Source organism: Glutamicibacter sp. AGC84 (assembly GCF_053543575.1).
In genome coordinates, this window is record NZ_JBLVOC010000013.1 from 51,580 (window position 1) to 56,807 (window position 5,228).

Below are 5,228 nucleotides of genomic sequence, written 5' to 3' on the forward strand. Positions count from 1 at the left end.
CCAAACTCGAAAAGCGCGGATGGTATGGGATTTGAACCCATGAGACGGGGTTGCCGCCTACTGGTTTTCAAGACCAGCTCCTTCGGCCGCTCGGACAACCATCCAACCCGAAAAAGTATACGGCATGAACCCCTGTTGAAAGGAATTGAAGGCCATGAACGACGTTATGAACGCCTATATCTACAACGGTGCCGGTGGGCCGGAAGTCCTTGAACTGGTCCAACGGCCAATGCCGGTCCCCGCAGCTGGGGAAGTGCTGGTCAAGGTCGAGGCCTTCGGACTGAACCGCGCGGATGTGCAGCAGCGCAAGGGAGTGTATCCGCCACCTCCCGGAGCCAGCGATATCCCCGGGCTGGAAGTCTCGGGCAGCATCGTGGAGATCGGCGATGGCGTCGGCGGATGGAAACCGGGAGCGCGAGTTGCCGCCCTGCTCGCTGCTGGCGGGTATGCGCAGTACGTCAATGTTCCGGCAGAACTGCTCATCGAAATCCCTGGAACGGTTTCGAGCATCGAAGCCGCCGGGTTGCCGGAAGTCGCCGCCACCGTGGTCTCCAACCTCTTCATCGAAGGCGGTCTGAGCCAAGACCAGACGCTGTTGATCCACGGCGGAGCCGGCGGCATCGGCTCCATGGCCATACAGCTCGCCAAGGCCGCTGGCGCCCGCGTCATCGTCACCGCCTCCTCGGCAGAGAAATTGGACTACTGCCGTGCCCTCGGTGCCGACGAGGGGATCAACTACCGGGAAGAGGACTTTTCTGCACGCGTCAAGGAACTGACCGACGCCAGGGGCGTGGATCTGATCCTGGATGTCGTGGGCGCCAAATACCTGGGGGAGAACGTCAAGGCGCTCGCCGTCGGCGGACGGATGGTAGTCATCGGACTGCAAGGCGGAGCCAAGGGAGAACTGAACTTGGGCCTGCTGATGAGCAAGCGGGCGCGGATCATCGGCACAACTTTGCGTTCCCGCCCGCTGCATGAGAAGGCGGAGATCGTTCGCCAGACCATTACCCGCGTGATGCCGCTGCTGGAACAGGGGAAACTGGCACTGAACGTCACCAAGGCCTTTGGATTCCCGGAGCTGGCCGCCGCCCACGAATACTTCGATTCCGGTGAACATACGGGAAAAGTTGTCATAGAGGTTTAATGCGGCGGGAAACCAGTTGTAAGGTGACTCAGTAGTCATTAATGCGTGACTAGCCTAATAACCGCTGGTCGCGCACATCACTTGCACTGATCCTAGGAGGTTGCTCGATTTGAGTACCCAAAATACCTTGCCACCAGCGGGTGTCGATCCTGAGGTTGCCGAACGCGAAGAAAAGCGTTGGACCCCCGCCAAGATCGCCATCTGGGTTGCCATCGCGCTGGTCGGCGGAATCGCATGGTCGATTCTCGCCTTCTCGCGCGGGGAAACCATCAATGCCATCTGGTTCGTCTTCGCCGCTGTTGCGACCTACCTGATTGCCTACCGCTTCTATTCGAAGTTCATCGAGCGCAAGATCGCCAAACCCGATGATTTCCGGGCCACCCCGGCCGAATCGGTCAATAACGGCCGTGACTTCGTTCCCACCGATCGCCGCGTGCTCTTCGGCCACCACTTCGCCGCCATCGCAGGCGCCGGTCCGCTGGTTGGACCGATCCTCGCAGCGCAGATGGGCTATTTGCCTGGCACCATCTGGATTATCGTGGGCGTGGTGCTGGCCGGAGCGGTCCAGGACTATCTCGTCATGTTCTTCTCCATGCGCCGTGGCGGACGCTCGCTGGGCCAGATGGCCCGCGAAGAGCTGGGCCTGATCGGCGGCACCGCTGCCCTGATCGCCACCCTGGCTATCATGATCATCATTACCGCCATCTTGGCGCTGGTGGTCGTCAATGCACTGGGCGAATCCGCTTGGGGTGTCTACTCGGTGGGCCTGACCATCCCTATCGCATTGTTCATGGGCATCTACCTGCGGTTCATCCGCCCGGGCAAGGTCCTGGAAATCTCCATCATCGGCTTCGTGCTGCTGATGTTCGCGATCATCTCCGGCCGCTGGATTGCCGAGTCTGCGTGGGGTGCCGAGTTCTTCCACCTGGATCGCACCACCATCGCCTGGGCCATCATCATCTACGGCATCATCGCCGCGGTGCTCCCGGTATGGCTGCTGCTGGCTCCTCGCGACTACCTGTCTACTTTCATGAAGATCGGCGTCATCGGCCTGCTGGCCGTGGCGATCATCGTCGTCCGCCCGGAAATCGATGTTCCGGCCTTCTCCGAGTTCGCCGGCCGTGCCGATGGCCCGGTCGTTGCCGGGCACATCTTCCCATTCCTGTTCGTGACCATTGCCTGCGGTGCGCTGTCGGGCTTCCACGCACTGATCGCCTCGGGCACCACCCCGAAGCTGGTCGAGAAGGAAAAGCAAACCCGCTTCCTGGGCTACGGCGGCATGCTCATGGAATCCATGGTGGCCATCATGGCGCTGGTTGCAGCGATTTCCATCGACCGCGGCATCTACTTCGCGATGAACTCCTCGGCTGCCGCTACCGGCGGCACGGTGGAAACCGCGGCGGCATTCGTGAACTCGCTGGGTTTGGCCGGCGTTAGCCTGGATCCAAACCAGCTGACCGAACTTGCCAATAACGTGGGCGAGAGCTCGGTTGTTTCGCGTACCGGTGGCGCTCCGACCCTGGCTGTGGGCATCGCGCACATCATGCACCAGTGGTTCGGCGGTACCGCGATGATGGGCTTCTGGTACCACTTCGCGATCATGTTCGAAGCACTGTTCATCCTGACCGCGGTTGACGCCGGTACCCGTGTTGCGCGCTTCATGCTGCAGGACACCATCGGCAACTTCTTCCCGAAGTTCAAGGACACCTCGTGGCGTCCGGGCGTGTGGCTGTGCACATTGATCATGGTTGCCGGCTGGGGCTACATCCTGATCCTCGGCGTGACAGATCCACTGGGCGGCATCAACACCTTCTTCCCGCTGTTCGGCATCGCCAATCAGCTGCTGGCTGCGATAGCGCTGGCCGTGGTGATGACCATCATCGCCAAGCAGAACAACTTCAAGTATCTGTGGGTCGTGGCTCTGCCGCTGGCCTTCACCGTGGTGATCACCTTCGTCGCGAGCTGGCAGAAGATCTTCTCCGCAGATACCAAGGTGGGCTACTTCGCCAACCACAACGCCTACAAGGAAGCTCTGGCCAATGGCGAGACTTCCCTCGGCTCGGCGGGCAGCGTCGAAGCCATGGAGGCCGTGGTCCGCAACACCGGTGTCCAGGGCTGGCTGTCCGTGGTCTTCCTGGTACTGACCGCCATCGTGCTGGTTTCGGCTGTTGTCGCAACCGCCAAGGCCAAGCAGAGCGGTGGTGGCAACAGCACCGAGGATCCTGCCGTGCCATCGAAGATGTACGCGCCCGCCGGCTTGATCTCGTCGCCTGCCGAAAAGGAACTTGAAAAGGCTTGGAAGCAAATCCCTGCCGAAGCCCAAGTCCAGCGAGGCGGCCACTAGCCATGGCGACGCTTTTGGAACGCCTGGGGCAAGCCAAGAAGTTTGTCGACGGGGTGCTCGGTGCCGACAAGTACCAGCACTATCTGGAACACCATGAACGCAATCATCCTGGCGCCAAGCCAATGACCGAGCGCGAATTCTGGAAGGACTACACCGACTGGCAGGAAAAGAATCCTGAAGGGCGTTGCTGCTGAACGCGACTGGTACCGGCCGTGAGAACCATTGGCGAAAGCGGATGGGGCTCGCGGCCGGTTTCGTTTTATGTCGACCCCGCTGCCGGGAACACTGCGGTGATCCCGGTAGGCTAGAACCAGTAATTCATCGGAAACCACCGGCAGAGAAGTGTAATGGCGTTCTTTTCACGACTGCGCGCTGAGCGTGCTGCTGCTCGCGAACTTGGCGAGGGCGTCTGGCGTCGCGCCCATGACCGTTTCCAGCGGTCATTGGACCGGGTCTTCCAGGTGGTAGAGGGCATCAACGACGACCAGGTTTACAACCAGCTGGTCCGAGAAGCCAATGAGATGGCTGTGCTGTTGCCGACCGTGCGCCAGCTTTGCTGTGCGGCGCATCGGATCACCCCGAGCAATGACGACACGATCCCGCAGCTGACCTCTGCGGCGCATCGTTCGCTGACTAAGGCCGCCAACGATTTGGCGACGACCGCACAGGTCGTAGCGATGATGCGCATGCAGGCCGAAGCCGGCAAGCCGATCGATATCGAAGCCGTGCGCCATCGTGCCATGCTGGTGAAAGAAGACGTCAGCCGGGCCGTGCAATTGCTCGCTTCCAGCGAATAATTGGGTTTTCCCGATCGCTCGCGTGGTGTTCCACCGCGCAGGGCGCATCAGTGGACTAAATTAGTTGCATGACCCAAACAATTCCTGAACTGAAGTTCCTTGACGGAAACACCATCGACCAGCTTGGCTACGGCGTCTGGAAGGTCGCCGACGAGGACGCGGAAGCAGTCGTTGGCCAGGCCATCGACGCCGGCTACCGCCACATCGACACCGCACGCATCTATGGCAACGAAGCTGGCGTCGGCCGCGCAGTTGCAGCCAGCACCGTGCCACGCGAAGACCTCTTCATCACCACCAAGGTCTGGAATTCGGACCAGGGTTTCGAGAAGACCCTCGCCGCAGCGGATGCTTCGCTGGAACGGCTGGGCCTGGAGTACGTCGACCTGTACCTGATCCACTGGCTGCAGCCCAAGCGCGGCACCTACGTGGACACCTGGAAGGCACTGATCCAGCTGCAGAAGGACGGCAAGGCCAAGTCCATCGGCGTTTGCAACTTCACCAAGGAAGCACTGGAAGAGCTCTACACCGAAACCGGCGTCCGCCCGGTGATCAACCAGGTCGAAACCCATCCGTACTTCCCGCAGGGCGAGCTGCGCGCCTACGAGGCCGAGCACGGCATCCTGCACCAGTCCTGGTCCCCGCTGGGCCACGGCGGCGAACTGCTCAGCGACCCAGTGCTGGTGGAGATCGCCAAGAAGCATGAAGCATCGGTGGCGCAGGTAGTCATCGCGTGGCACCTGGCGGTAGGCAACGTGGTCATCCCGAAGTCGACCACCGAATCGCGCATCGTCGAGAACTTCGAATCGCTGAACGTGAAGCTGGACGAGGAAGATCTGGCTGCCATCGCTACCCTGGACCGCGGAGCGGAAGGCCGTATCTCGGCTGACCCGGCAACCGCCGACTTCGAGTAAAAAAGCTAGGCAGAACAGAAGGCTCCCCGGTT

General features: G+C 61.1%; 5 protein-coding genes and 1 tRNA gene. 5 read left to right on the forward strand and 1 reads right to left on the reverse strand.

The window, feature by feature from the left end; translation table 11 throughout:
- Window positions 1–16 precede the first annotated feature (16 nt).
- Window positions 17–104: transfer RNA gene (locus tag ACNPN0_RS08545), tRNA-Ser, on the reverse strand.
- 62 nt (window positions 105–166) lie between these two features.
- Between ACNPN0_RS08545 and ACNPN0_RS08550 the strand changes: the two genes are divergently transcribed.
- The 5 genes from ACNPN0_RS08550 to ACNPN0_RS08570 all read left to right on the forward strand — a co-directional run bounded on the left by ACNPN0_RS08550 (window position 167) and on the right by ACNPN0_RS08570 (window position 5,196).
- Window positions 167–1,144 carry an NAD(P)H-quinone oxidoreductase gene (locus tag ACNPN0_RS08550; RefSeq protein ID WP_448937440.1) on the forward strand — a complete coding sequence of 326 codons (978 nt, stop codon included), beginning with the start codon at window positions 167–169 and terminating at the stop codon, window positions 1,142–1,144.
- Window positions 1,145–1,253: 109 nt separating this feature from the next.
- Complete coding sequence (locus ACNPN0_RS08555) at window positions 1,254–3,488, forward strand: carbon starvation CstA family protein (RefSeq protein ID WP_388024215.1); 2,235 nt, start codon at window positions 1,254–1,256, stop codon at window positions 3,486–3,488.
- Between the two features lie 2 nt (window positions 3,489–3,490).
- A complete protein-coding gene (locus ACNPN0_RS08560; RefSeq protein ID WP_073707480.1) occupies window positions 3,491–3,682 on the forward strand; it encodes a YbdD/YjiX family protein in 192 nt (63 codons plus the stop codon).
- 153 nt (window positions 3,683–3,835) lie between these two features.
- On the forward strand, window positions 3,836–4,285 hold the full coding sequence (locus ACNPN0_RS08565) for a hypothetical protein (RefSeq protein WP_105662501.1): 450 nt from the start codon (window positions 3,836–3,838) through the stop codon (window positions 4,283–4,285).
- 68 nt (window positions 4,286–4,353) lie between these two features.
- The gene (locus ACNPN0_RS08570; protein ID WP_332595330.1) at window positions 4,354–5,196 is read left to right on the forward strand and encodes an aldo/keto reductase; all 843 of its coding nucleotides are present in this window, start codon (window positions 4,354–4,356) and stop codon (window positions 5,194–5,196) included.
- Window positions 5,197–5,228 lie beyond the last annotated feature (32 nt).